The 21,882-nt window shown below is 71.6% G+C and carries 19 protein-coding genes, 1 pseudogene and 1 riboswitch; of the genes and pseudogenes, 8 read left to right on the top strand and 12 right to left on the bottom strand.

Going from position 1 to position 21,882, the window contains the following annotated elements; genetic code table 11:
* The 4 genes from pgi to tal are packed head-to-tail and all read right to left on the bottom strand — an operon-like array spanning window position 1 to window position 5,301.
* A complete protein-coding gene (gene pgi, locus ACFV2X_RS16110) occupies window positions 1–1,668 on the bottom strand; it encodes a glucose-6-phosphate isomerase (RefSeq protein ID WP_385616566.1) in 1,668 nt (555 codons plus the stop codon).
* A complete protein-coding gene (gene opcA / locus ACFV2X_RS16105; protein ID WP_385616564.1) occupies window positions 1,661–2,638 on the bottom strand; it encodes a glucose-6-phosphate dehydrogenase assembly protein OpcA in 978 nt (325 codons plus the stop codon). The genes pgi and opcA overlap by 8 nt, the downstream gene beginning before the upstream one ends.
* A complete protein-coding gene (gene zwf, locus ACFV2X_RS16100; protein WP_385616562.1) occupies window positions 2,635–4,176 on the bottom strand; it encodes a glucose-6-phosphate dehydrogenase in 1,542 nt (513 codons plus the stop codon). The genes opcA and zwf overlap by 4 nt, the downstream gene beginning before the upstream one ends.
* A 6-nt stretch (window positions 4,177–4,182) precedes the next feature.
* Window positions 4,183–5,301: a transaldolase gene (tal, locus tag ACFV2X_RS16095; RefSeq protein WP_385616560.1), complete on the bottom strand. Its 1,119-nt coding sequence runs from the start codon at window positions 5,299–5,301 to the stop codon at window positions 4,183–4,185.
* A 201-nt stretch (window positions 5,302–5,502) separates the two neighbouring features.
* Here tal and ACFV2X_RS16090 point away from each other — a divergent pair, with 201 nt between their 5' ends.
* Complete coding sequence (locus ACFV2X_RS16090) at window positions 5,503–6,723, top strand: serpin family protein (RefSeq protein WP_385616558.1); 1,221 nt, start codon at window positions 5,503–5,505, stop codon at window positions 6,721–6,723.
* 58 nt (window positions 6,724–6,781) lie between these two features.
* A complete protein-coding gene (locus ACFV2X_RS16085) occupies window positions 6,782–7,480 on the top strand; it encodes a ribonuclease H (RefSeq protein ID WP_385616556.1) in 699 nt (232 codons plus the stop codon).
* Between the two features lie 59 nt (window positions 7,481–7,539).
* Here ACFV2X_RS16085 and ACFV2X_RS16080 read toward each other — a convergent pair whose 3' ends face one another.
* On the bottom strand, window positions 7,540–7,980 hold the full coding sequence (locus ACFV2X_RS16080) for an Lrp/AsnC family transcriptional regulator (RefSeq protein WP_385616554.1): 441 nt from the start codon (window positions 7,978–7,980) through the stop codon (window positions 7,540–7,542).
* Between the two features lie 182 nt (window positions 7,981–8,162).
* Between ACFV2X_RS16080 and ACFV2X_RS16075 the strand changes: the two genes are divergently transcribed.
* The 3 genes from ACFV2X_RS16075 to ACFV2X_RS16065 all read left to right on the top strand — a co-directional run bounded on the left by ACFV2X_RS16075 (window position 8,163) and on the right by ACFV2X_RS16065 (window position 12,378).
* Entirely contained in the window at window positions 8,163–9,302 is a 1,140-nt protein-coding gene (locus ACFV2X_RS16075) for an acyl-CoA dehydrogenase family protein (RefSeq protein ID WP_385616552.1), read from the top strand.
* A 70-nt stretch (window positions 9,303–9,372) separates the two neighbouring features.
* Window positions 9,373–10,431, top strand: coding sequence for an NAD(+)/NADH kinase (locus tag ACFV2X_RS16070; protein ID WP_385616550.1), 1,059 nt, complete (start codon window positions 9,373–9,375; stop codon window positions 10,429–10,431).
* 93 nt (window positions 10,432–10,524) lie between these two features.
* Window positions 10,525–12,378, top strand: a complete 1,854-nt coding sequence (locus ACFV2X_RS16065) for a glycoside hydrolase family 15 protein (RefSeq protein ID WP_385616548.1) — start codon at window positions 10,525–10,527, stop codon at window positions 12,376–12,378.
* 19 nt (window positions 12,379–12,397) lie between these two features.
* On the opposite strand, the gene ACFV2X_RS16060 is transcribed toward ACFV2X_RS16065, so the two are convergent.
* The 4 genes from ACFV2X_RS16060 to ACFV2X_RS16045 form a co-directional block, all read right to left on the bottom strand.
* On the bottom strand, window positions 12,398–12,691 hold the full coding sequence (locus tag ACFV2X_RS16060; protein WP_385616546.1) for a hypothetical protein: 294 nt from the start codon (window positions 12,689–12,691) through the stop codon (window positions 12,398–12,400).
* Window positions 12,688–12,972, bottom strand: a complete 285-nt coding sequence (locus ACFV2X_RS16055; RefSeq protein WP_385616544.1) for a hypothetical protein — start codon at window positions 12,970–12,972, stop codon at window positions 12,688–12,690. Before ACFV2X_RS16055 ends, ACFV2X_RS16060 begins: the two co-directional genes overlap by 4 nt.
* A 113-nt stretch (window positions 12,973–13,085) precedes the next feature.
* The gene (locus ACFV2X_RS16050; protein WP_385616735.1) at window positions 13,086–13,934 is read right to left on the bottom strand and encodes a S1 family peptidase; all 849 of its coding nucleotides are present in this window, start codon (window positions 13,932–13,934) and stop codon (window positions 13,086–13,088) included.
* Between the two features lie 151 nt (window positions 13,935–14,085).
* The gene (locus ACFV2X_RS16045) at window positions 14,086–16,293 is read right to left on the bottom strand and encodes an NUDIX domain-containing protein (RefSeq protein ID WP_385616542.1); all 2,208 of its coding nucleotides are present in this window, start codon (window positions 16,291–16,293) and stop codon (window positions 14,086–14,088) included.
* A gap of 211 nt (window positions 16,294–16,504) precedes the next feature.
* On the opposite strand from ACFV2X_RS16045, the gene ACFV2X_RS16040 reads away from it, so the two are divergent.
* On the top strand, window positions 16,505–17,041 hold the full coding sequence (locus tag ACFV2X_RS16040) for a kinase (RefSeq protein WP_385616540.1): 537 nt from the start codon (window positions 16,505–16,507) through the stop codon (window positions 17,039–17,041).
* 28 nt (window positions 17,042–17,069) lie between these two features.
* On the opposite strand, the gene ACFV2X_RS16035 is transcribed toward ACFV2X_RS16040, so the two are convergent.
* Window positions 17,070–17,384 carry a DMT family transporter gene (locus ACFV2X_RS16035; RefSeq protein WP_385616538.1) on the bottom strand — a complete coding sequence of 105 codons (315 nt, stop codon included), beginning with the start codon at window positions 17,382–17,384 and terminating at the stop codon, window positions 17,070–17,072.
* 11 nt (window positions 17,385–17,395) lie between these two features.
* Window positions 17,396–17,466, bottom strand: a riboswitch (guanidine-III (ykkC-III) riboswitch).
* Between the two features lie 155 nt (window positions 17,467–17,621).
* Here ACFV2X_RS16035 and ACFV2X_RS16030 point away from each other — a divergent pair.
* Together ACFV2X_RS16030 and ACFV2X_RS16025 are read left to right on the top strand one after the other, a co-directional pair.
* Window positions 17,622–18,596, top strand: a complete 975-nt coding sequence (locus tag ACFV2X_RS16030) for an alpha/beta fold hydrolase (protein WP_385616536.1) — start codon at window positions 17,622–17,624, stop codon at window positions 18,594–18,596.
* A 202-nt stretch (window positions 18,597–18,798) separates the two neighbouring features.
* Window positions 18,799–19,923, top strand: a pseudogene (locus ACFV2X_RS16025) (SAV_915 family protein); the annotation flags it as partial.
* Between the two features lie 49 nt (window positions 19,924–19,972).
* Here ACFV2X_RS16025 and ACFV2X_RS16020 read toward each other — a convergent pair.
* Together ACFV2X_RS16020 and ACFV2X_RS16015 are read right to left on the bottom strand one after the other, a co-directional pair.
* A complete protein-coding gene (locus ACFV2X_RS16020; RefSeq protein WP_385616534.1) occupies window positions 19,973–20,629 on the bottom strand; it encodes a maleylpyruvate isomerase N-terminal domain-containing protein in 657 nt (218 codons plus the stop codon).
* Between the two features lie 42 nt (window positions 20,630–20,671).
* Window positions 20,672–21,787, bottom strand: coding sequence for an SGNH/GDSL hydrolase family protein (locus tag ACFV2X_RS16015; RefSeq protein WP_385616532.1), 1,116 nt, complete (start codon window positions 21,785–21,787; stop codon window positions 20,672–20,674).
* Window positions 21,788–21,882: the final 95 nt, after the last annotated feature.

The following is a 21,882-nucleotide window of genomic DNA, read 5'->3' as shown; positions in this document are numbered from 1 at the left end:
TCAGATCTTCCTTTGCTGTTCGTGGCGCAGCGAGCGGTAGGCGGCGACCAGGGCGGTGGTGGAGGCGTCCAGACCCGGTACGGCGGCGCCCTCGGTGAGCGCCGGCTCGACCCGCTTGGCCAGGACCTTGCCGAGCTCCACGCCCCACTGGTCGAACGAGTCGATGTTCCAGATCGCGCCCTGGACGAACACCTTGTGCTCGTACAGCGCGATCAGCTGACCCAGCACCGAGGGGGTCAGCTCGGCGGCCAGGATCGTGGTGGTGGGCTTGTTGCCGCGGAAGGTGCGGTGCGCGACCTGCTCCTCGGCGATGCCCTCGGCGCGCACCTCCTCCGCCGTCTTGCCGAACGCCAGCGCCTGGCCCTGGGCGAAGAGATTGGCCATCAGCAGATCGTGCTGGGCGGCCAGTTCGGGGCCGAGCTCCGCCACCGGCCGGGCGAAGCCGATCAGATCGGCCGGGATGAGCTTGGTGCCCTGGTGGAGCAACTGGTAGTAGGCGTGCTGGCCGTTGGTGCCGGGGGTGCCCCAGACCACCGGGCCGGTCTGCCAGTCGACCGGATTGCCCTCGCGGTCCACCGACTTGCCGTTGGACTCCATGTCCAGCTGCTGCAGATACGCGGTGAACTTCGACAGATAGTGGCTGTACGGCAGCACCGCATGCGCCTGGGCGTCGAAGAACCCGCCGTACCACACGCCCAGCAGCCCCAGCAGCAGCGGCGCGTTGGCCTCCGCGGGGGCGGTGCGGAAGTGCTCGTCGACCAGATGGAAGCCGTCCAGCAGCTCGCGGAACCGCTCCGGGCCGATGGCGATCATCAGCGACAGGCCGATGGCGGAGTCGAACGAGTAGCGCCCGCCGACCCAGTCCCAGAACTCGAACATGTTGGCCGGGTCGATGCCGAACTCCGCCACCTTCTCCGCGTTGGTGGACAGCGCCACGAAGTGACTGGCCACCGCCTCCTCGCCGGCGTCGGCGCCGAGACCGGCCAGCAGCCAGCCGCGTGCGGAGGTGGCGTTGGTGATGGTCTCGATCGTGGTGAAGGTCTTCGACGCGACGATGAACAACGTCTCGGCCGGGTCCAGGTCCCGTACGGCCTCGTGCAGATCGGCGCCGTCCACATTGGACACGAAGCGGACGTCCAACTCCCGCGCGCTGTACGGGCGCAGCGCCTCGTACGCCATCGCGGGGCCCAGGTCCGAGCCGCCGATGCCGATGTTCACGACGGTCCGGATGCGCTTGCCGGTGGCGCCGGTCCACTCGCCCGAGCGGACCCGCCGTGCGAAGGCCGCCATCTTGTCCAGCACCGCGTGCACGGCCGGGACCACGTTCTCGCCGTCGACCTCGATCACCGCGTCGCGCGGGGCGCGCAGCGCGGTGTGCAGCACCGCCCGCTTCTCGGTGACATTGATCTTCTCGCCACGGAACATCGCGTCCCGCAGGTCAGCGACGCCGCGCGGCTTCGCCAGCTCCCTCAGCAGCCGCAGCGTGTCGTCGGTCACCAGGTGCTTGGAGTAGTCGATATGCAGATCCCCGACCCGCACCACATAGCGGTCGGCGCGCCCGGCGTCGGCGGCGAACAGATCGCGCAGATGGACTCCCGCGAGCTGCTCGCGGTGCCCCGCGAGCGCGGCCCACTCGGGAAGCCGGTCGAGACGGGCGGGGTCAGACATCCTTCTGCTCCTTCTCCTCGGAAGCGGCGGGAGCCGGTGCGGGCGCCGGCGCCGGGGCGGTGACCCGGGCGCGCAGGGCGGCGGCGTACGCCTCGTCGGGGTCGAGCCGGCGCAGCTCCTCGGCGATCAGCTCGGCCGTGCTGCGCACCTTCAGCGCGAGGGTACGGTCGGGCTGACCCGGAATGGACAGCGTGGCCACCGGGCCGTCCGGCCGGTCGATGTGGATGTCCCCGGCAGCGGTGCGCAGCCGGACCCCGGTGACCACCGGGCCGTCGGTGACCACCTGCTCCACGGGCACCTTCAACCGGTTGGCGAACCAGCGGGCCAGCAGCTCGGCGCTCGGGTTGTCCGCCTCGCTCTCCACCACCGCCGAGATGACCTCCGTACGGGCCTGGTCCAGCGCCGCCGCGAGCATGGCCCGCCACGGGGTGAGCCGGGTCCAGGCCAGGTCGGTGTCGCCGGGCGCGTACGAGGCGGCGCGGGCGGCCAGCTGCTCCAGCGGCTCCTCGACGGCGTACGCGTCGGTGATCCGTCGCTGTGCGAGCGCGCCCAGCGGGTCCTGCGCGGGCCGGGCCGGGGCGTCGACCGGCCACCAGACCACGACCGGGGCGTCCGGCAGCAGCAGCGGCAGCACCACCGAGTCCGCGTAGTCCGCGAGTTCGCCGTGCAGCCGCAGCACGACGGTCTCGCCGCCCCCGGCGTCGCCGCCGACGCGCACCTCGGCGTCGAGGCGGGCGGTGCGCCGCTCACGCGGGGAGCGGCCGGGCCGCTTGATGACCGCCAGGATCCGCGAGGGGTGTTCCCGGGAGGCGTCGGCGGCGGCCTTGAGCGCGTCGTAGTGGTTGCCCTCGTCGGTGACGACGACCAGGGTGAGCACCATGCCGACGGCGGGGCTGCCCGCCGCCCGGCGGGCCTCCACCAGGGCCGCGTTGATCTTGCTCGATGTGGTGTTGGTCAGATCGATGTTCATGGCCGCCGCCAGTTCCGTCCGTCTCGTGCGAGCATGTCGTCCGCGGCCTTGGGGCCCCAGGTGCCGGCGGTGTACTGCTCGGGCCGGCCGTGGGTGTCCCAGTAGTCCTCCACGGGATCGAGGATCTTCCAGGACTCCTCGACCTCCTCCGTGCGCGGGAACAGGTTGGCGTCGCCGAGCAGGACGTCGAGGATCAGCCGCTCGTACGCCTCCGGGCTCTCCTCCGTGAACGACTCGCCGTACGCGAAGTCCATCGTCACGTCCCGGATCTCCATGGAGGTGCCGGGCACCTTGGAGCCGAACCTGACCGTGATGCCCTCGTCCGGCTGCACCCGGATGACCAGGGCGTTCTGCCCCAGCTCCTGGGTGTCGGTGGCGTCGAAGGGGGAGTGCGGGGCGCGCTGGAAGACCACCGCGATCTCGGTCACCCGCCGCCCGAGCCGCTTACCGGTCCGCAGATAGAAGGGCACACCGGCCCAGCGGCGGTTGTCGACCTCCAGCTTGAGGGCCGCGTAGGTGTCGGTCCCGGAGTCCGAGGCGATGCCCTCTTCCTCCAGATAGCCCCGCACCAGCTCGCCGCCCTGCCAGCCGGCCGCGTACTGGCCGCGCACCGAGTGCGCACCGAGGTCGGCGGGGAGCTTGACCGCCTTGAGGACCTTCAGCTTCTCGGCGACCAGCGACTCGGCGTCGAATCCGGCCGGCTCCTCCATCGCGGTCAGCGCGAGGAGCTGGAGGAGGTGGTTCTGGATGACGTCCCGGGCCGCGCCGATGCCGTCGTAGTAGCCGGCGCGCCCGCCGATGCCGATGTCCTCGGCCATGGTGATCTGCACATGGTCGACATACGACCGGTTCCAGATCGGCTCGAACATCTGGTTGGCGAAGCGCAGCGCCAGGATGTTCTGGACGGTCTCCTTGCCCAGGTAGTGGTCGATGCGGAAGACCTGGTCGGGTGCGAACACCTCGTGGACGACCTGGTTCAGCTCCTCGGCGGAGGCCAGGTCGTGTCCGAAGGGCTTCTCGATGACCGCGCGCCGCCAGGACGCCTCGGGGGCGTCGGACAGCCCGTGCCGCTTGAGCTGCCGCACGACGGTGGGGAAGAACTTCGGCGGTACGGAGAGGTAGAAGGCGAAGTTGCCGCTGGTGCCGCGCGCCGCGTCGAGCTCGTCGACGGTCTCGCGGAGCTGCTTGAACGCCTTGTCGTCGTCGAACTCACCGGGGACGAAGCGCATGCCCTCGGCGAGCTGCCGCCAGACCTCCTCGCGGAACGGGGTCCGGGCGTGTTCCCTGACCGCGTCGTGGACGACCTGGGCGAAGTCCTGGTGTTCCCAGTCGCGGCGGGCGAAGCCCACGAGGGAGAAGCCCGGGGGCAGCAGACCGCGGTTGGCCAGGTCGTACACGGCGGGCATCAGCTTCTTGCGCGACAGGTCGCCGGTGACGCCGAAGATGACCAGCCCGGAGGGGCCCGCGGTGCGCGGCAGGCGGCGGTCCGCCGGGTCGAGCAGCGGGTTGACCCACTGGCCGGCTGTGGTTGCCGACATGGTTGTTCACGCCTCCTTGGGCGCCAGGCGCCGGAGTTCGGCTTCGGTGGAGGTGAGCAGGTCCAGCCAGGCCTGCTCGAACTTCTGGACGCCCTCGTCCTCCAGCAGCCGGACCACCTCGTCGTACGAGACGCCCAGCGCGGCCAGTTCGTCGAGGACTGCCTGGGCGTCCTGGTAGCTGCCGCGGACGGTGTCGCCGGTGATCTCGCCGTGGTCGGCGGTGGCCGCCAGGGTGGCCTCGGGCATGGTGTTGACCGTGTCGGGGGCGACCAGTTCGGTGACGTACAGGGTGTCGGGGAGGGCGGGGTCCTTGACGCCGGTCGAGGCCCACAGCGGCCGCTGCCTACTCGCGCCCGCCTCCTCCAGGGACCGCCACCGCTCGCCGCCGAAGGCCTCTTCGTACGCCTGGTAGGCGAGGCGGGCGTTGGCCAGGGCGGCCCGGCTCTTGAGGGCCCTCGCGGCCTCGGTGCCGAGCTTGTCGAGGCGCTTGTCGATCTCGGTGTCCACACGGGAGACGAAGAAGGACGCCACCGAGTGGATCTCCGACAGGTCCAGGCCCGCCGCCCGGGCCTGCTCCAGACCGGCCAGATAGGCGTCGATCACGGCCTTGTAGCGGTCGAGCGAGAAGATCAGCGTGACATTCACGCTGATGCCCGCGCCGATGACCTCGGTGATCGCGGGGAGCCCGGCCTCGGTGGCCGGGATCTTGATCAGGGTGTTGGGGCGGTCGACGAGCCAGGCGAGCTGCTTGGCCTCGGCGACGGTGGCGGCGGTGCGGTGGGCGAGCCGCGGGTCGACCTCGATGGACACCCGGCCGTCCCGGCCGCCGGTGGAGTCGAACACCGGGCGCAGGACGTCCGCGGCGTCCCGTACATCGGCGGTGGTGACCATGCGGATGGCCTCGTCCACGGTCACCCCGCGGGTGGCCAGGTCGCGGAGCTGGTCCTCATAGCCGTCGCCGCCGGAGATCGCCTTCTGGAAGATCGACGGATTGGTGGTGACCCCGACCACATGGCTTCGGTCGATCAGCTCGGCCAGGTTGCCGGAGGCGATGCGCCCCCGCGAAAGGTCGTCGAGCCAGATCGCGACGCCTTCGTCGGCCAGGCGCTTGAGTGCATCAGTCATTGTTCACCGGTCCGCTTCTCCCGCTGGATCGCATGCGCATGGGCCCGATCCCTTTATGTTTAGCTATGAAACATTCAACAGAACGAGAGGCCCGCCGCCCCTATTCCGGAGGCCCGTGTGATCTGACGCACTGGAGATCGTTAAGGTGATTCGCGGGACACAGGGTCGCAGGACACGTGGTCGCAGGACACGGGGGAGAAGATGGTCACCGAGGACGCCACGGCGGCGCGTGCCGTCAACGCGATGACGGCGAACTGGGCGCGGGAAGCGGTGCACGGGCGCGGCACGGTCCTCACCGCGGCCGGCGTCTGGCCGGCCCTCGCCCTGCTCGCCGACGGCGCCGACGGCCCGGCCCGGCGGGAGCTGGAAGAGGCCCTGGGGATCGGCGCGGAAACCGCCCTCGCCCAGGGCCGGAATCTGCTCGCCGCGCTGGGCGAGCTGCCGGGTGTCGACGCGGCCCTCGGGCTGTGGACCCGTGAGGAGCTGCCGCTGCGCCCCGAGTGGCTGAGCCGGCTGCCCCTGGAGACCCACGGTGCCCTCACCGGCGATGTGGAGGCCGACCTCGAGCGGATGAACGCCTGGGCGGCGCGCCATACCGACGGCATGATCGACAAGATGCCCCCCGTGGTCGACCCGAACACGCTGCTGGTGCTGGCCACGGCCCTGGTCGTACGGACGACCTGGCGACGGCCGTTCGACCCCTCCGTGACGGTCCCGCGCCACGGCCCCTGGGCCGGGCGCACACTGGCCGGTCTGTTCCGCACCGGCCATCTGTCGGACGAGATCGCCGTCGCGCACACCCCCGACGGCCCGCTGACCGTGCTGCGGGTCGAGGGGGACAGCGGCCTGGACGTACATCTGCTCCTCGGTGCGGAGGGCGACGCGGGCGGGCAGGTGCTGTCGGCGGGCGTGGCGTCGCTCGGCGGGGCGTATCCGACGACCGAGGGCGAGGCGCTTTCGCTCGGTGCCCCCGGACCCGGCCTGACCGTCGAGACCGTGGCGAGCTGGGACGGGACGCCCGTGCTGCGCGTCGAATCGGTGCCCTTCACCGTGGACGGTGACCACGATCTGCTCGACCACGCGCCGCTGTTCGGGCTCAGCTCCGCGCAGAACGCCTCGCAAGGCCACTTCCCGGGGATCAGTGCCGCGCCGCTGGCGATCTCGGCGGCGAAGCAGAGCGCGACGGCGACCTTCGGCGCCCTCGGCTTCCGGGCCGCCGCGGTGACCGCGATGGCCGCGGCGCCCGGCGGTGTGCCGTCGACGCCCCCGCACCGGGCGCAACTGGTCCACGCCCACTTCGACCGGCCCTTCGGCTTTCTCGCCGTGCACCGGGCCTCCGGCCTGGTGCTGATGGCCGGCTGGGTCGGCGAACCGGAAGAGTACCGGGACCGGCTCCTGCCGGGGATGCACATCAGCCGCTGAGCGCCCGCCGAGGTCGCTCGGGTGCGGGAGGGGTCCGCGCAGGTGGCAGTATCGGGGGATGACGACACGGATCATTGCCGCGTGCGACGGGGCGTCGAAGGGCAACCCCGGGCCCGCTGCCTGGGCATGGGTCTTGGCGGGCGCCGACGGCGCGGTGGCGCGGTGGGAGGCCGGGCCATTGGGCACCGCCACCAATAACGTGGCCGAACTGACCGCGCTCATGCGCCTGTTGGAGGCCACCGACCCGGCGGTGCCGCTCGAGGTGCGGATGGACTCGCAGTACGCGATGAAGGCGGTCACCACCTGGCTGCCGGGATGGCGCAGAAAGGGCTGGAAGACCGCCTCGGGCAGCCCGGTGGCCAACCGCGATCTCGTGGTGCGCATCGACGAGCTGCTGGGCGGCCGGGACGTGGAGTTCGTGTACGTGGCGGCCCACCAGGTGGGCGGCGACCCGTTCAACGCGGCCGCGGACCAGGCGGCCAGCGACACGGCCCGCTCCCAGCAGGCCATCGGCAGCTCCCTCGGCTCGGCCCTGCCCGAGCCCCAGGCCCCGGCCGGAAACGGCGGCAAGCAGGCGAGCAAGGCGAGCAAGGGGACCGCGGCGCGGCGGGGGAGCGGCGCCCGCTCGGGTGGCTCCATCACGGCGAAGTTCCCCGGCCGGTGCCGCTGCGGAGCCCCGTACGCGAAGGGCGAGACCATCAAGAAGAACCCCGACGGCTGGGGCCATCCCGCCTGCGCCATCGCCGCCGCGGACTGACCTGCGGCCATCCCCTCCGCGGCCCGCGGGGCCGGTCGCGACTCCTCAGGCGTCCCCTGTCAGGCGTCTCTCGTCCAGGAGCCCAGCACCATCAGCGTCTTGGTGCCGGTGACCTGCCCCGCGCGCCGCAGCCCGTCGATCACCTGCTGCAGATGCTCGATGTCCCGCACCCGGACATGCACCAGCGCGTCGGGATCGCCCGCGATCGTGAAGACCGCCTGGACCTCGGGCACCTCGTACGCGGTGCGGACGATCTCCCCGACAGGAGTGGTCCCCGTATACGACAGCTCCACGAACGCCTCGATGCCCCGGCCCAGTTTGGCGTGATCGACCTGCACCGTGAAGCCCGTGATCACACCGCTGTCCCGCAGCCGGTCCACCCGGCGCTTGACCGCGGCCACCGACAGCCCGACCGCGGGCGCCATCTCGGAGAAGGTGCGCCGCCCGTCCTCCCGGAGCATCCGCAGCAACTGGCGGTCCACATCGTCGATCTCGGTCATCCAGGCCCCCGCTTCGGCTCGATAAAACAGCGCCCCCACGCGCAACAAAACTGTCTGAACAGCCTGCTTGTGGAAATATTTTGCGTCTCGGACCCGACTTCTCGCAAGGTCCTTGTGGCGCACGGCCTCGTATTGCTGTCCTGAGCGCGCCCGTCCACCCGTACGCGCCCAGGAGCATCGTCATGACCGTCGACCGCCTGCTGCCCACCCGGGAGGCCGAGGACCTGCTGGACCTCGTCCGCGACATCGCCGACAAGGAACTCTCCCCCCGCGTCGACGGACATGAACGCGCCGAGACCTATCCCGAGGGCCTGTTCGCCCTGCTCGGCGAAGCGGGCCTGCTGGGTCTGCCCTACCCGGAGCAGTACGGCGGGGGCGAGCAGCCCTATGAGGTCTATCTCCAGGCCCTGGAGGAACTGGCCGCGCGCTGGGCGGCCGTCGCCGTCGCGGTGAGCGTCCACACCCTCGCAGCCTTCCCCCTTCTCACCTTCGGCACCGACGCCCAGCGCGGCCGCTGGGCGGACGACATCCTCAGCGGCCGACTCATCGGCGGATACAGCCTCTCCGAACCGCAGGCCGGCTCGGACGCCGCGGCTCTGACCTGCCGGGCCGACAAGGGCGCCGACGGCTACCGGATCAACGGCGCCAAGGCCTGGATCACCCACGGCGGCGAAGCCGGGTTCTATGCCCTCTTCGCCCGCACCTCCCCTGGCAGCGACGGCATCTCCTGCTTCCTCGCCCCCGGCCACACCGACGGCCTCACCTTCGGCCGGCCCGAAGAGAAGATGGGCCTGCACGCCATCCCCACCACGGCCGCCTTCTGGGACAACGCCCTGCTCGATTCCGACCGGCTCATCGGACGGGAAGGGCAAGGGCTGCAGATCGCCTTCAGCGCCCTGGACTCCGGCCGGCTCGGCATCGCCGCCTGCGCCACCGGACTGGCCCAGGCCGCCCTGGACGCCGCCGTCGCCTACGCCCATGAACGCACCGCGTTCGGCCGGAAGATCATCGACCACCAGGGGCTCGGCTTCCTGCTGGCGGACATGGCCGCCGCCGTCGACTCCGCACGCGCCACCTACCTCGACGCCGCCCGCCGCCGCGACGCGGGACGCCCGTACAGCCGGCAGGCCAGCGTGGCCAAGCTCATCGCCACCGACGCCGCCATGAAGGTCACCACCGACGCGGTCCAGGTCTTCGGCGGCTACGGATACACCCGTGACTATCCCGTCGAGCGCTATATGCGCGAGGCCAAGATCATGCAGATATTCGAGGGCACCAACCAGATCCAGCGCCTGGTCATCAGCCGCCGGCTCGCCGACTGACCCGCGCCCTCGGCGCCGGGAGGGCTGACGCGATCTGCGGGACGGACCGGCGCGGACTACCGTGGAGGCGATGCCTCTGACCCGGCTCGGCCTCGTCGTTCACCAGGGCCGTCCGGTCGCCGTCGCGGCGGCGCGGACCGCGCGGGAGTGGTGTGCCGCGCACGGTGTCGTCTGCACCGACCTCGACGTATGGCAGGCGGGGGTGCCCAGGCGCGGCGGCCAGGAAGAGGCCGTGGCCGCGGGCCACCCGGGGGTGGTCATGACCTTCGGCGGCGACGGCACGTTTCTGCGCGGGGCGCGGATCGCCGCCAAGGACGGGGCGTCGGTGCTGGGGGTGAACGTGGGCCGGGTCGGCTTCCTCACCGAGATCACCACCGACCAGGTGGAGGGCGCGCTGGACGCCCTCCACCGGGACCAGACGGTCATCGAGGAGCGGATGGTGCTCACCCTCCGGGCGTCGCGCCCGCTGGATACGCCCACCGGCCTGGAGGAGCCGCTGTGCTACGGGCGCGGCCCCGCGCTGCCCGCGCCGGCCGTGCGCCCCGGCGCCACGGACAAGGCCAGCTGGGGCATTCCCCTGGACGTCACCGCGGTCAACGATGTGGTCTTCGAAAAGCTCGCCCGGAACCGGCAGGTGAACCTGGCCGTGTATCTGGCCGAGCAGCTGCTGGCCTGCTACTCGGCCGACGCCCTCATCGTCGCGACCCCCACCGGCTCCACCGCCTACAGCTTCGCCGCCGGAGGCCCCGTGCTGGCCCCCGAGGCCGATGCGATCGTCTTCACCCCGGTCGCCCCGCATATGGCCTTCGACCGCACCGTGATCGCCGACGCCGACGAGATCGTCGCGGTCCGCGTACTGCCCCACTCCGGGCGCGTCGCCGTCAGCATCGACGGGGAGCTGCGCGGGGTGCTGGAACCGGGGGACTGGATGGCGGCCTACCGGGCCCCGTACTGCCTGCGCCTGGCGCGGCTGACCCCCCTGCAGTTCTACCGGCGCCTGCGCGGCCGCTTCCAGCTGGCCGACGCCCCGGCGGCCGCCATCGACCAGGCCCCGCCCATCTACCACCCCGCCACCCCGCCGCCCGACGACCTGGCCCATCTACACCGACCCTGGCCGATTACGGGGTGATTTACCCTGTTATAGGAATATCTGCCGCGATGGGAGTACGCGCCGCCGAGTAAGCGGCCGTGCGGCGGAGCCGCGACGGCAGGGAGGCCTGACATGGTGTTCGACGACGCCGGATACGGGCAGGAGACGCTCTTCCCGACGGCCTCCTCGCGCTATCTGCCGATCGCGGACCACGGACTGATCGGCGATCTGCGCACCGTCGCCCTCGTGGGGACGAACGGCACGATCGACTGGTACTGCTGCCCGCGCTTCGACGCGCCCAGCGTGTTCGGCTCGATCCTGGACGCGGAACGGGGCGGCTCCTTCGAACTGGCCACCGACGTCCCCGCGCGGACCCGCCAGTTCTACTTCCCCGACACCAATGTGCTGATCACCCGCTTCTCCGCCGCCGACGGCGCGGGGGAGATCCAGGACTTCATGCCCGTCGTCGACGACTCCCGCGACTCCGGGCGGCACCGGCTGATCAGGCGGGTGCGCTGCGTACGCGGCACCCTCCCCTTCACCGCACAGGTGGCGCCCCGCTTCGGCTACGGAGCCGAGCCGCACACCGCGCGGATGCAGGGCAACAGGGTGCTCTTCGAATCCCCCTCCCTGTCCCTGGCGCTGACCGCCACCGCGCCCCTGGAGTGCGACGGCCGGGACGTACGGTCGCGCTTCAAACTGCTCGAGGGCGAGTCCGCGGTCTTCGCCCTCGACCGGGTCGACGACGAGGTCGCCCTCCTCGGCTGCGCCCGGCGCGAGGCCGGGGCCGACTTCGAGGCCACGGTCCGCTTCTGGCGCAAGTGGCTCAGCGCCTCCCGCTACCACGGGCGCTGGCGGGAGATGGTCCAGCGCTCCCTGCTGACCCTGAAACTGCTCACCTACGCCCCGACCGGCGCCATCGTGGCCGCCCCGACCACCAGCCTGCCGGAGGCCATCGGCCGCGAGCGCAACTGGGACTACCGCTATATGTGGGTCCGGGACGCCGCCTTCTGCGTCTACGCCCTGCTCCGCCTGGGCTTCACCTCGGAGGCCGAGGCTTTCATGGGCTTTCTCTCCGAGCACTGCATCAGCTGCGACGGCGACCAGGCCACCGGACCGCTGCAGATCATGTACGGCATCGACGGCAGCCGTGACCTCCCCGAGCTCCAGCTTTCCCACCTGGAAGGCTACTTGGGATCCGCCCCGGTCCGAGTGGGCAACGGCGCCGCGGCCCAGCTCCAGCTGGACATCTACGGAGCGCTCATCGACTCCGTCTACCTGTACGACAAGTGGGGACAGCCCATCAGCAGCGACCACTGGGACGAGGTGGGCTACCTGGTGAACTGGGTCTGCGACCACTGGGACCAGCCCGACGAGGGCATCTGGGAGAGCCGCGCGGGACGGCAGAACTTCCTGTACTCACGCCTCATGTGCTGGGTGGCCATCGAGCGGGCCATCCGCCTGGCCACCCGCCGTGGACTGCCCGCCGACCTTCCCCGCTGGCGGATCAGCCGCGACGCCATCTACCGGCAGATCATGACACGGGGCTGGTCCGCCCGGCGCGGAGCCTTCGCCCAGCGCCTGGACCAGGACATCCTGGACGCCGCGGTGCTGATGATGCCGATGGCCAAGTTCATCTCCCCGGTCGACCCCAAGTGGCTCGCGACCCTCGACGCCCTGTCGCAGGAGCTCGTATCCGACTCCCTGGTCTACCGCTACGACCCGTACCTCAGCCCGGACGGCCTGCCCGGCACCGAGGGCACCTTCTCGATCTGCTCCTTCTGGTACGTCGAGGCGCTCACCCGCGCCGGCCGGCTGGAGGAGGCCCGGCTGGCGTTCGAGAAGATGCTCACCTACTCCAACCACCTGGGCCTGTACGCCGAGGAGATCGGCCCGACCGGCGAACAACTCGGCAACTTCCCCCAGGCATTCACCCACCTCTCCCTCATCAGCGCCGCCTTCAACCTGGACCGCGCCCTCGGCTGATCCCGCCGCTTCGCAAAGATCAGCCGATCCAGACCACGACCGGAATCCGTATCGCCCGGACGTCGTGGTGGACGCTGTACTCGATGATCACGGGCTCGCCCGCGACCTGGATGCTGAAGCGCGTGTCGCGGTCGTCCATCGGGTCGCCGGGGGGCGGCTTGCCCTTGTCCAGGGCACCGCCCGCTTCGAGGGCGAGGGCGGCGATGTAGTTGGCGACCTTCTTGGCCAGATCCGGAGGCATCGCCACGATGGCCTCGGCCGGGGTCTCTTCGATATGCGCGGCCCAGCCCGGCCGGGGACGCTCATGGTTCACCCGCCCGCTCCCTCGAGCCGGGTCATGAGGTCGTCGATGCCGACCAGGTTCCGCCCGGCGGCGGCGTTCGCTCGGCTGCGCTCCGCCAACGGCGCCTTGGCCAGCATCGCGATCTTCCACCACGAGCGCATCACCGCGGGAACGACGGACTCCTCGGCGGCCAGGACCTCCCCGTAGAAGCGGGCTCGCTGCTCACCGCTCAAGGCTTCACCGATGGCGTTGATGGTGTGCGGGATGGCGGTGACCTTGCGGTCGACGGAGTGGTCGGGCTGTGCGCTCATGCGCACCTCCTCGCGGTCGGGGCCAGGGCCTGCTGATGACAGTACCCGCGGGCGCGCCGTTCGTGAGCCGTTGCCCGGACGCCGTTTCCGTGTGGTCGGCCGTGTGGTCGGCGTCAGTAGACGGTGAGGCCGTAGGCGCTCAGCACCTCCTGGATGGGCTGGTAGTAGGTGGTGCCGCCGGTGGCGCAGTCCCCGGTGCCGCCGGAGAGAATGCCGATGATCTTGTCGCCCGCGTAGAGCGGACCGCCGCTGTCACCCGGCTCGGCGCAGATATTGGTCTGGATCAGCCCGTAGACGATCTCGCCGTTGCCGTAGTTGATGGTGGCGTTGAGCCCGGTGACCCGGCCGCAGTGGACACCGGTCGTGGCCCCCCGGCGGCAGACCTCCTGGCCGACGTAGGCGGTGGCGGTTCCGGTGACGTCGACGGTGCCGACCGTACCGGGGTGCGGGACGGACGCGTTGGCGTATCGGACGACGCCGTAGTCGTCGCCGGGGAAGCTGGTGCCCGTCGTCGGGCCGACCGCGGTGGTCAGATCGGAGCCGGTGTACCAAGTCGGCAGGCCGTCAGTGCAGTGGCCGGCGGTGATGAAGTAGTACGTGGCGCCACTTTGCACATTGACCCCGACGGAACAGCGCCGGCCCGCGGAGGCGTATGCGCCGTCGCCGCCCGAGAGGAGGGTCCGCAGCGGTCCGCCGAGCCGTTCGACGGTCACGGCGCCGCCTGAGCGCGCGGCGATACGGTCGAGCCTGGCCAGCTCGTCGCCCCCGGCCGCCGGGCCGACGGACACGCGCAGCGTCCCGGTGCGTTCATCCACGGTCCAGGCGGTCCCCGGGACGTTCAGCGACTCGATGGCCGAGGCCGCCTCGGATACGGAGGCGGGGGACACCTCGGCGGCAGCGGCCGCACTCGTACCGGCTGTCGCGAGGGCAGCCGCGGTGAACAAGCTCGATAACGCGGCCATCAGCCGGGATCTTCTCCAGGTACGGCGTGCCGTCTTCACCCGAACCTCCTTGAGAGGACTGTCGGTCAGGCTTGGATTGTGCCCTCGGTCCGGCCGCCGCGTAACCCAACTGCCCAGTCGTTCATGGGGAAAAGGGGCAAGGGGAGGCGCGCTACGAGGCGACGGCGGCCGGGGCCAAGCGGCGGGGCAGCCGCCACGTCAGCGGGTGTGCGCCGGCGCCGCCGTCCACCCGCTGGACGGCGGGATCGGTGAGGTCGAGGCGGTAATGGCCGGGTCGGCCCGCCCGGATCCAGCGGGCGTGGACGCTTTCCACCTCGGCCCAGATGTTCCGGGGGCCGATGCGTTCGACGACGCGGGAGCCGCCGTCGGAGCGGACGATGGCGCACGACTCCTCGGCCGGGGCGTACAGGGACAGCCGCCCGGCGTCGGCGACCCGTACCAGACCGGGCAGCAGATGGCCGACCGCCAGCCAGAACCCGGCCTCCTCGGGTGGGGCGAGTCGGCTTGGCCGGACGGTGACCGGACCGCCTGGCATCCGGTCGGGCGCGGTGACCAGGTCCACGCCCAGGCCCGGCCGGTGCCCCGAGGCGACCGGCCGCAGCACGGCGTCCAGCGTGTCGCCGGTACGGCGGACCATCGCCTGGGCGGGCCAGCCGACCGCGCCGGTCGTGATCGGCGCCAACAGCCGCCCGCCGTCGGCCAGCTGCTCCAGCAGGGCGGGCGGCAGGCCGCGGACCGCGAACGACAGCAGGACCGCGTCGAAGCGCTCGCCGGGGCGGCCGGCCAGGCCATCACCCCGTACGATCCGGGGCCGGTGCCCGAGGCGCGCCAGGCGCTCGCGGGCGGCCTCGGCCAGATGCGGGTCGGCCTCGATGGTGGTGACCGCGGTGTCCCCGAGGATTTCGCACAGCGCGGCCGTCACGAGCCCCGGGCCGGTGCCCGACTCCAGCACCCGGTCCCCGGCCGTCAGGCCCAGCGCCTGCAGCGCCTCGACCGCGGTGGTCATGCCGGTGGACATCCCGGTGAACCCGCCGCCGATGACGATCTGCCCGCGCTCAGCGGCGTCAAGCGGCTCACCGCGGTGCTGGATCAGCACCGAGTCCCCGTCGTGGACCCAGGCCAGCCACTCGTCCCGGTCACGGGGGTCCGCGCCGTCCAGGAGCTGCCAGGCCCTCGGCTGCCCGGCGGCCGTGGGGCGGCGGATATAGCAGCGGGGGAGCAGGACTTCACGCCGGACCGCGAGCAGGGCCCGCCGCAGGTCCGGGTCGGTCAGTACGCCGTCGGCCGTCAGCCGGTCGACCATCGCCGCCCGGGCCTGGGCTGCCCGCTCCCGTACGGTCAGCTCGGCCGGCGGGGCGGTCGGCTCGCCCCGCTCCAGGTGGATGACGCCGCCCGTGGCGAGGGCGTCCAGACCGGCCGCCACCCGGGCCGCCAGCCGGGCGGGCAGCCGCCGCGCGGCCTCGTCGCGGCTCAGCCAGTACGCGGCGCGGATCTCCCCGTCGGGGAAGGTCAGTTGTCCGGCCTGGGCCGGGGCCAGCGGTGGTGCGGCGAAGATCATGCAGGTCACGGCGCGGCCATGCCGGGCGGCAGCCGCCGACGAGGTGTCCACCGCCAGCAGCCGCCCGACCGGAACCGTCAGCCCCAGCTCCTCCGCCAGCTCGCGCGCGGCGGCCTGCGCGGGCGACTCGTCGGCCTCGACCATGCCCCCGGGCAAGTCCAGATGGTCCTTGTAGCTCGGATCGAGCACCAGGACGCGCCCGGAGGTGTCGGTGACCAGCACGGTGGCCGCCATCATCGGCGCCGGCAGCAGTGCGTAGTAGTCGCGGCGGTGCGGCGGCGGACGGTGTCCGTCGCGCAGCACCGCGGTGTGCGAACCGCGCTCGGCGGCGAGCGCGGCGGCCACGCGACGGCGCAGCGGCGGCGGCAGCAGCTCCAGGGCCTCGCGCTCGGGGAGGAAACGGGCGCTGCGGATCTCACCGTCCTGGGGGACCAGGGCCGACGGGGTGTGACCGCCGGGCAGATGGCCGGCGTAGACGAAGGCCAGGATGGTGCGCCCGTACACGGTGGCGGGCACGCTGTCGACGGCCAGCAGCCGCCCGACTTCCACGGTGAGACCCAGCTCCTCGGCCAGCTCCCGGACGAGCGCGGAGGCCGGTTCCTCGTCCTCGGCCATGCCGCCGGGCAGGTCCCAGCCGTCCTTGTAGACCGGGTCGACCAGCAGGATCCGCCCCTGGCCGTCGCGGATCAGCGCGTCGGCGGCCGCGGCCGGGGCCGGATGCTCGGCCAGATAGCGCGCGAGCTGAGGATCCACGAGCGGGGCCCGGCCATCGCGGGAGGGTGCTGAGGCGGGATCGGACACGGACGACCTCCTGGATCTGGCCGAAGCGGCCCGCCCATTGTGGGATGAGCAAAAGGGCCGCGACAGGGCGCGTGGGTGTGCGCCGCCCGCTCCTCGCCACCGTCCCGCGCTCAGCCGTCGTCCTGCGCTCAGCCGTCGTCGGTGCCGTACGCCGTGGTGTGCCGTGGTGTGCCGTGGTGTGCCTGCCACCGGCCCCGGTAGCGTGGCGCGGATGACGGTGGGCACCACGGCGACCCGGCTGGTCGTCCTGCGAGGCAATAGCGCCTCCGGCAAATCGAGCGTCGCGGCCGGCCTCCGCGACGGCTTCGGCCGCGGCCTGGCCCTGGTCGGCCAGGACCATCTCCGCCGCGTCGTCCTGCGCGAACACGACCGCCCCGGGGCGGCCAACATCGGGCTGATCGACACCGTCGCCCGCTACGCCCTGGACGCGGGCTACCACGTCGTGGTCGAAGGCATCCTCTACGCCGACCACTACGGCGATATGCTCGCCCGGCTGCGCGCCGACCACCGCGGCCCGACGTACGGCTTCTACCTGGACGTACCGCTCGAGGAAACCCTGGCCCGCCACGCCACCAAGCCCCAGGCGGAGGAGTACGGCGAGGCGGAGATGCGCTCCTGGTACCGGGAGCGCGACCTCCTGCCGGGCGGCATCGAGACGGTCATCGGCGCCCACAGCACCCTCGCCGACACCGTCGAGCGCATCATGCTCGACACCGGCCTGGCGGGCCTTTCCGAACCGGAGCGCTGACCGTACTGGAGCAGCGACCGTACGACTCTCAGTGCGCGAGCTTCAGCCCGGCCACGCAGCCGACGATGCCCAGGAGCAACAGAAGTTTCAGCCAGCCGGCGGGCTCGCCGCCGAAGACCATGGCGTAGGTGGCGGTGAGTACCGCGCCGAGGCCCACCCAGACCGCGTACCCGGTGCCCACATGCACGGTCCGCAACGCGAAGGACAGGCCCGCCATGCTCAGCACCAGACCGATACCGAAGACGACGGTCGGCAGTGGCCGGCTGAGCCCTTCCGACTTGCTCAGCGCCGTGGCCCACACGGCTTCCAGCACCCCGGAGATCACAAGAACGACCCACGCCATGACAGACACTCCCCGCGTCGTCTTGTCATGTCTGGGTACGGCGCACCTCGTCCAGGAGCCGGTCGGGCTCTGCCGGCCATTCTCGCACAGCGGCCCCGACGCGCCCGGTCCGCAAAGACACCGGGCAGGACCAGCGGTTTTTCCGGCACCGGTTTGCCGAACCGGCAACGGGACTCGCATTGATGCGGTACGCAACGCACCATCGCGGTACGAGTCGATCAGCAACCCGGAGGAGCCATGTCGCAACCGGACGTCACACATCGCCTGGTCCCCACCCCCGCAGGCAGGATCCACCTGGTGGAGCAGGGGAGCGGACCGCTGGTCCTGCTGGTGCACGGCTTCCCCGAGTCCTGGTACTCATGGCGCCACCAACTGCCGGTGCTGGCCGCCGCCGGATACCGCGCGGTCGCCATCGACGTCCGCGGCTACGGGCGTTCCTCCAAGCCGGAGAGCGTGGCCGCCTACCGGATGCTCGACCTCATCGAGGACAACACCGCCGTGGTGCACGCGCTCGGCGAGCAGACGGCCGTGATCGTCGGCCATGACTGGGGATCGCCCATCGCCGCGAACTCCGCCCTGGTCAGGCCCGATGTCTTCCGCGCGGTCGGGCTGCTGAGCGTCCCCTACGCCCCGCGCGGAGGACCGAGGCCCAGCGAGATCTTCGCCCGGATGGGCGGGGATGACGAGTTGTACGTCTCGTACTTCCAGGCCCCCGGCCGGGCCGAGGCCGAGATCGAGCCCGATGTACGCGGCTGGCTCGCCGGTCTCTACGCCGCCCTGTCCGGGGACACCATGCCCGCGCCCGGCTCCCCCGACCCACACTTCATCAGCCCCGGCGGGACGATGCGCGACAGGTTTCCCGAAGGCCGTCTGCCCGCCTGGCTCAGCGAGCACGACCTCGACAGCTACGCCGCCGAGTTCGAACGGACCGGTCTCACCGGACCCCTGAACCGCTACCGCAACATGGACCGGGACTGGGAAGACCTCGCCGACTTCGACGGCGCCCCCCTCACTCAACCGTCGCTGTTCCTCGGCGGCGCCCTGGACGCCTCCACCACCTGGCTGGCCGACGCGATCAAGGCGTACCCCACCACCCTGCCCGGCCTGCGCTCCTGCCACATCCTCGACGGCTGCGGCCACTGGATCCAGCAGGAACGCCATGAGGAGGTCAACCAGCACTTGACCGACTGGCTCGGCTCCCTCCCCGCCTGAACACGGCGGACCGTTCGCAGCGCGCGTCAGCATCGCGTCAGTAGTGCGTCAGCGTCGTCCGGTTCGCCGTCAGCATCGCGTCAGGACCCGTCCGGGAGCCGGGTGCGGCGGGCGTAGCGTGAACGGCGAGCCGGGCAGCCCCCTGAACCGGAGGCGCCCGGCGCAGCCCCCGCACCACCTTGGATCCTCCAGGAGGCATCCCATGGCAGAGCTCCCGTACGACGAAGACCCCGAACCCTGTGAACGGTTCCCGGCCGGGCCCTTGTACGTCCCGGTCCGGCCGGGCCCCTCACGGTGTGCCGCCAGGCTCTTCCGTACGCCACTCGGCGACCGTACGGCCGTCGGCTTCACGTCCGAGCGCCGGCTGACCGCGACCCTCGGCCCCGACCAGGCGTGGATCAGGCTCGCCGAGCCCGCGCTGCGCGCGCTCACCGAACCGCTCGGCGTCACCACCCTCACGGTCGACCCGCAGTTCACCGCCCCCGCGCCGACGCCCGGCGGGCCCACGATGACCCCTGTTCACGCATCCGCTCACGCCACCGCGACCACCGACGTCCTCGACGAGGCCGAGGTCCGCGACCGCTGCCGCACCTACCGGGACGCCTTCCCCGACGCCGAGATCCTGTACGCGGCCAAGGCGTTCTTGTGCCGGGCCCTGGTCCACTGGGTGGACGAGGAGGGCCTGGGCCTCGACGTCTGCTCCGCCGGTGAACTCGAACTCGCCGTCAACACCGGCTTCCCGCCCGAACGGATCGTGCTGCACGGCAACGCCAAGTCCCCGAGGGACCTGGAGACCGCGCTGCGCCTGGGCGTCGGCCGCATCGTCATCGACAGCCCGTCGGAGATCGCGCGGCTCGCCGCCGCCGTCGGGCCCGATGGCCATCAGAAGGCGATGGTCCGCGTGGTGCCCGGCATCAGCGCGGGCAGCCACGAGAAGATCCGCACCGGGACGGACGACCAGAAGTTCGGCCTGTCCATATCCGACGGCTACGCCCAGCACGCCATCGCCCGGATACTGGACCAGCCCCAGCTCGAACTGACCCGTCTGCACTGCCACTTGGGGCGGCAGATCACCAGCGTCAAACCGTATCTGTCCGCCGTACGGCGCATGGTGGGGCTCATGGCCCGGCTGCACCAACAACACGGCCTCGTCCTGCCCGAGCTGGACCTGGGCGGCGGCCACGGGATCGCCTACCGGGCCGGGGAGGAAGCCCTCGACCTCACCACGCCGGCCAGAAAGGTGCGCATGGAACTCGTCGGCCGTCCGGCCCACCACGGTGACCCGGGTCGGCGCGGCGGTGCTGAGCCGGCCGACCACTACGCCGGGAGTCCTTCGAGGACATCCGCCGTCGCGACGTGGGTGTCTAGCTAGCCGGTCACCCGATGACGAGCGGGAGTTTCGCGGCCAGTTCGCCCAGTTCGGCCTTCTCCTCGCCGGTCGGGGCGCGCCGCCCGGTGCCGACCAGCAGCGCGTCCTTGTCGGACCACGACGCGGGAAACGCCGCCCCGGCGATCTTCTCCAGCATTTCGCGTGACCGGGCCAGGCCCTCGGTGGGCGGTTCCGCCATGTTCGGGAGGTGCGCGATCAGGTCGAGGTGGTGCAGGGTCCACTCCAGGACGTACGCCACGAGGTAGTCGCCCGCGGTCAGCACCATGTCCTGGGTGCTGACCCGCAGGGTCGGGTCGGCGAGTTCGGCCGCGCGCCCGGCGGCCGAGCCGACGTCGTCGAGGTGGAACGTGAGCAGCCCCGGCTCCTCGTACGCGGCGGCCAGCCGGACGGTCAGCGCGTCCAGCGGATCGTCACCGGTCGGCGGCGTGTCGCTGACCGCCCAGTAGGTCACCGAGTCGCGCGTCGGCTCCGCTTCGGTGGGCGTCACCAGGGTGATCAGGACGTCCTGAGCGTCGATCACCAGATGGCACACCAGATCCCGCACGAGCCAGCCGGCACAGCCGGACGGCTGTGCGAAGTCCTCGTCCGCGAGTTCCGCGACCGCCGTGCGTAACGCTGCCCAAGAACGTGAGAAGGGGTCCACGGCCGCAAGCTAGCAGCGCCCGGCCCGCCCCGCGACCGATTTCTACCAGCGCAGCGGAAGGGCGGCGAGGTAGTCGTCGAGCTGACCGGAGATGATCCGGTGGTCATGGGCCGAGGGGTGCCAGTCGCAGCCGAGGCGGTCCAGGGCGGAGCCGTCGTAGTGCCAGGAGCGGACCCGGGTGTCGCCCCGGCGGTTGCGCTCCTGGACGATCCGTAGGGCGGTCTCGGCGAACGCGGTGGTGTTGGCGAGGTCGGTGGCGCTGACCACGAGGAATGTCTCGGGGCCGTAGCGGGCGCGCAGCTTGTCGAGGAAGCCGTGGTAGGCGCTCTCGTAGGCGGCGATCAGCTGGTCCTGGGTGGTCCAGCGCTCGCCCGGGTTGAGCGGGGTCGAGAAGTCGTTGATGCCCAGGCCGAGCACGACGACCCGCGGCCGCCAGGTGTGCGGTTTCTGCCAGACGTCGCCGTCGACGTTCAGCAGGGCCCGGTCGTAGTACGTGCGGAAGTCGGTGTCGGGGCTGCTGCCGTTGTAGTTGCGGACCATGCCGCGGCCGGAGTACGCGTTGAGCTGGTAGTCGGCGTCGAGGCGTTGGGCGGTCAGGGCGCCGAAGGCGAGGTCGGCGTTGGTGTTCCGGTTGACTCCGCCGTTGCTCGAACAGTCGCGTGTGCCGGCGACATCGCCGTAGCCGGCGGTGAAGGAGTCACCGATGAACTCGATCTGTCTGCTCCGGGCCCGGGGTGCGGCCAGGACCGCGCCCCCGGGAGCGGCGACGAATCCGCCGAACCGGCCCACGGCCCAGGGGCTTTCCGTGCGTTTGACGAGGCGTACGCGGTGCTCGGTGTCGGGAAGGCCGCCGATCCACGAGGTGGTCCGGCCCGGGGTCACCAGAGTGGCGGTGGTCGTTCCGTCGATCTGGACGTCGTAGTCGTTGTCGGAGTCGTCGAGGACGACGCCGACACCGGTACCCCGGAATCGTCCCTCGAAGTAGATGCCGGGCCAGGTGTACTGCACCAATCCGTCGGCGGTGTTCTTGACCCGGCCCGCCGTGTGGAACCGGGCCCGGGCTCCGGCCGCCCGCGCGGGGGAGCCGGCGGCGGTGACGAGGCCCGCGGCTGCGGCCGTGACCAGCGTTCTTCGGGGGATGTGACGGGGCGTCCGCATGTGGCCATCCTTTGACGGTGGGGCGAGCACATGATGGTGGGACACAGCACAGAGCCGCACCACTGTATGCGTGGGACCGGGAATGCGACAGATCG

The organism is Streptomyces sp. NPDC059679 (genome assembly GCF_042734105.1).
GTDB lineage: Bacteria > Actinomycetota > Actinomycetes > Streptomycetales > Streptomycetaceae > Streptomyces.
The sequence above is the reverse complement of the archived record's forward strand: the minus strand, read 5'-3'. Positions and strand labels throughout refer to the sequence as shown.

What these genes read in the sequence shown, in the direction of transcription:
- ACFV2X_RS16075 (WP_385616552.1), top strand. Translation starts at nt 8,163, where the DNA reads ATGACCGTCGACCGCCTGCTGCCCACCCGGGAGGCCGAGGACCTGCTG.
- ACFV2X_RS16085 (WP_385616556.1), top strand. Translation starts at nt 6,782, where the DNA reads ATGACGACACGGATCATTGCCGCGTGCGACGGGGCGTCGAAGGGCAAC.
- tal (WP_385616560.1), bottom strand. Translation starts at nt 5,301, where the DNA reads ATGACTGATGCACTCAAGCGCCTGGCCGACGAAGGCGTCGCGATCTGG.
- ACFV2X_RS16040 (WP_385616540.1), top strand. Translation starts at nt 16,505, where the DNA reads ATGACGGTGGGCACCACGGCGACCCGGCTGGTCGTCCTGCGAGGCAAT.
- ACFV2X_RS16055 (WP_385616544.1), bottom strand. Translation starts at nt 12,972, where the DNA reads ATGAGCGCACAGCCCGACCACTCCGTCGACCGCAAGGTCACCGCCATC.
- ACFV2X_RS16035 (WP_385616538.1), bottom strand. Translation starts at nt 17,384, where the DNA reads ATGGCGTGGGTCGTTCTTGTGATCTCCGGGGTGCTGGAAGCCGTGTGG.
- ACFV2X_RS16070 (WP_385616550.1), top strand. Translation starts at nt 9,373, where the DNA reads ATGCCTCTGACCCGGCTCGGCCTCGTCGTTCACCAGGGCCGTCCGGTC.
- zwf (WP_385616562.1), bottom strand. Translation starts at nt 4,176, where the DNA reads ATGTCGGCAACCACAGCCGGCCAGTGGGTCAACCCGCTGCTCGACCCG.
- pgi (WP_385616566.1), bottom strand. Translation starts at nt 1,668, where the DNA reads ATGTCTGACCCCGCCCGTCTCGACCGGCTTCCCGAGTGGGCCGCGCTC.
- ACFV2X_RS16050 (WP_385616735.1), bottom strand. Translation starts at nt 13,934, where the DNA reads ATGGCCGCGTTATCGAGCTTGTTCACCGCGGCTGCCCTCGCGACAGCC.
- opcA (WP_385616564.1), bottom strand. Translation starts at nt 2,638, where the DNA reads ATGAACATCGATCTGACCAACACCACATCGAGCAAGATCAACGCGGCC.
- ACFV2X_RS16090 (WP_385616558.1), top strand. Translation starts at nt 5,503, where the DNA reads ATGGTCACCGAGGACGCCACGGCGGCGCGTGCCGTCAACGCGATGACG.
- ACFV2X_RS16080 (WP_385616554.1), bottom strand. Translation starts at nt 7,980, where the DNA reads ATGACCGAGATCGACGATGTGGACCGCCAGTTGCTGCGGATGCTCCGG.
- ACFV2X_RS16065 (WP_385616548.1), top strand. Translation starts at nt 10,525, where the DNA reads ATGGTGTTCGACGACGCCGGATACGGGCAGGAGACGCTCTTCCCGACG.
- ACFV2X_RS16030 (WP_385616536.1), top strand. Translation starts at nt 17,622, where the DNA reads ATGTCGCAACCGGACGTCACACATCGCCTGGTCCCCACCCCCGCAGGC.
- ACFV2X_RS16015 (WP_385616532.1), bottom strand. Translation starts at nt 21,787, where the DNA reads ATGCGGACGCCCCGTCACATCCCCCGAAGAACGCTGGTCACGGCCGCA.